3 protein-coding genes and 2 pseudogenes are annotated in these 2348 nt (G+C 40.9%); 4 read left to right on the top strand and 1 reads right to left on the bottom strand.

All coding sequences use genetic code 11. From position 1 onward, the window contains the following. The 3 genes and pseudogenes from ACP45E_RS11140 to bioD all read left to right on the top strand — a co-directional run. Positions 1-126, top strand: a pseudogene (locus tag ACP45E_RS11140) (8-amino-7-oxononanoate synthase); the annotation flags it as partial. A gap of 5 nt (positions 127-131) precedes the next feature. After that, entirely contained in the window at positions 132-953 is an 822-nt protein-coding gene (gene bioC, locus ACP45E_RS11135) for a malonyl-ACP O-methyltransferase BioC (RefSeq protein WP_017038964.1), read from the top strand. Beyond that, the gene (gene bioD, locus ACP45E_RS11130) at positions 950-1630 is read left to right on the top strand and encodes a dethiobiotin synthase (protein WP_017038965.1); all 681 of its coding nucleotides are present in this window, start codon (positions 950-952) and stop codon (positions 1628-1630) included. Before bioC ends, bioD begins: the two co-directional genes overlap by 4 nt. A gap of 184 nt (positions 1631-1814) precedes the next feature. Here the strand turns inward: bioD and ACP45E_RS11125 are convergent, their stop codons facing one another. Then, positions 1815-1982 (bottom strand): hypothetical protein, encoded by a 168-nt coding sequence (locus ACP45E_RS11125; RefSeq protein ID WP_017034896.1) that lies wholly within the window; start codon positions 1980-1982, stop codon positions 1815-1817. A gap of 234 nt (positions 1983-2216) precedes the next feature. Here ACP45E_RS11125 and ACP45E_RS11120 point away from each other — a divergent pair. Further along, positions 2217-2348, top strand: a pseudogene (locus ACP45E_RS11120) (protease HtpX); the annotation flags it as partial.

Here is a 2348-nt window from a genome sequence, read left to right as displayed (position 1 = left end):
ACGGCGATTCGTGCACCGACTGTTCCAGCAAACATGAGTCGTTTACGTATTACCCTAACGGCCAGTCATACAGACAATCAGGTGAAGCAGCTAACGAATGGCCTTCAGAAAATACTCGGAGAATGAAACGGATGTTGAATACGCTCAGTGCCCAAAATCAAAATGAATGGCTGTTAGGAAGTGTCCCCGATAAGAGCGACATTGCTGCAGCGTTTAGCAAGGCTGCAGCAAGCTATGACAAACATGCTGGATTTCAGCGCGATGTCGGTGACCAGCTATTAGAGCGTATGCCTTTGGATCTGTCAGGGAAAGTCGTGGTTGATTTAGGTTGTGGCACTGGGTACTTTTCAAAAAAATTATTGTCACGAGGCGCTTACGTTATTTGCGTTGATCTATCGGCATCGATGCTTGAACAGGCTCGGCTGAGGTGCGGTGATAAAAGCATCCAATATTGTGTTGCTGATGCTGAGAGTCTTCCTCTCAATCAAAACCGCGTCGATTATGTTTTTTCGAGCTTAGCGTTGCAGTGGTGCCAAGATTTGTCCGTCCCTCTTAAAGAGATAAATCGCGTATTGAAACCAAAAGGCGAAGCGTTTTTTTCGACGTTGTTAGATGGTTCGTTGCAAGAGTTAAAGATGTCTTGGGAAAAGGTTGATAAAAATCAACATATAAATACGTTTATATCACCTAATCAGGTAAAAATTGCGTTAGCTCAATCTCAATTTAACAATCTTCAACTAGACTTCGATGAAATCACTATTTGGTACGACTCTGCGTTTTCAGTGATGCGTGATCTCAAGGGTATTGGCGCTAACCATGTCAATGACCGCTCAAGAGGACTAACAAGTCGTAAGGCTTTGATTCAAGTGGAACATGAGTACCAAGTCTTTAAAAACCATCTCAATCAACTACCTGTTACATATCAGGTATGTTTAGGGGCAATTCAACGATGATTGATGCATTTTTTATTGCTGGTACGGATACCGATGTAGGCAAGACCGTAGCGTCAAAAGCAATTTTACATGCTTTAGCTACTAAAGGGTTAAATACGATTGGCTATAAGCCAGTGGCTGCTGGAAGTAATAAGACAGAAGAAGGCATGCGTAATTCAGATGCGCTTCATTTGCAAAAAGCGGCAACACTCGATACACATTATGATGATATCAACCCATACGCTTTAGAGTTAGCATGTTCACCGCATATCGCTGCGAAACGAGAAAATGTAGAAATAGATTATGCGGTATTGAGTGAAAAGCTGGCGTCGCATAAAAAGAAGGCGGATGTTGTTCTTATAGAAGGTGCTGGCGGCTGGCGAGTGCCGGTTTCTGATACGGATTATCTATCAACATGGGTTAAGAAAGAGAAACTGCCGGTTATTTTGGTGGTAGGAATTAAATTGGGATGTTTAAGTCACTCTGTCTTGACGGCGGAAGCGATCAGAGCGGACGGGCTCAACATCGTAGGTTGGGTGGCGAATCGTGTTAATCCGGGTACTGAGCATTACGCTGAACTTATCGATACGCTTGAAGCTCAGTTAGGTGCACCAAAACTGGGTGAGATTCCATACATCCCAGCGGCGAAGCGAACGGATCTTGGTCGATTTATTGATTTAGATAAGTTAGTGCAGTAGTGAAAATCGAGCACTGCCACAATAAATAGAAACAAAACAATAACCAGAGATAATACAATAAATAGAGGGCTGCATTTTTTGCAGCCCTCTTTTTATGTATTTGAATTTATGTATTTTAATCTATGTATCTAAATTGTCATTATAGGTCTAAAAAAGCGTTATTTCGGTAAGGATAACGAACGGTTTATTTGTCTTGAACTAAGCCCATGAGTGCTTGTTGTGTATCAAAGGCCGTCTGCTGTATTTCTTGGTCCGATTTAATACCCAGTTGCTGTTTTGCTTCTTTTTCAGTGATGCCAAGATGACAGCAAAGAAGATCAATCGCCATTTGATAGTTGTTAGCTTCCACCATAAAATTGTCCTTTTCTTTGGGGGCTAAATGTATAGTAAAAATGTATTATCTTTGGTCTCAAAGCGCAATAAGACTAAAGTCTAATCAATATGTAACCTCGTGCATTACAATAGAAAACAAATGTTTCAATTTAGCACTTAACCTTGTTTTATTTCCCTTTAAACTATATGTATAAATATAAGTGATAAAGTTTTCTATTATCATGTCGTGTAAGCTTCCCATCGGAGAGAAAGAATGAAGCGGATAATGCTGTTTTTAGCCACTAACTTAGCAGTGGTGCTTGTACTAAGTGTTGTACTTAATATCGTTTACGCTGTAACGGGAATGCAACCAGGTAGTCTATCTGGCTTATTGGTCATGGCTGCC

This window comes from Vibrio genomosp. F10 str. 9ZD137 (assembly GCF_049974785.1).
In the GTDB taxonomy this organism is placed as follows: Bacteria; Pseudomonadota; Gammaproteobacteria; order Enterobacterales; family Vibrionaceae; genus Vibrio.
Note: the sequence above shows the minus strand (reverse complement) of the source record. Positions and strands in the feature narration are given on the sequence as shown.

Bases quoted from the DNA above. Each gene is read 5' to 3' on its own strand.
- ACP45E_RS11125 (WP_017034896.1), bottom strand. From the start codon at position 1,982: ATGGTGGAAGCTAACAACTATCAAATGGCGATTGATCTTCTTTGCTGT.
- bioC (WP_017038964.1), top strand. From the start codon at position 132: ATGTTGAATACGCTCAGTGCCCAAAATCAAAATGAATGGCTGTTAGGA.
- bioD (WP_017038965.1), top strand. From the start codon at position 950: ATGATTGATGCATTTTTTATTGCTGGTACGGATACCGATGTAGGCAAG.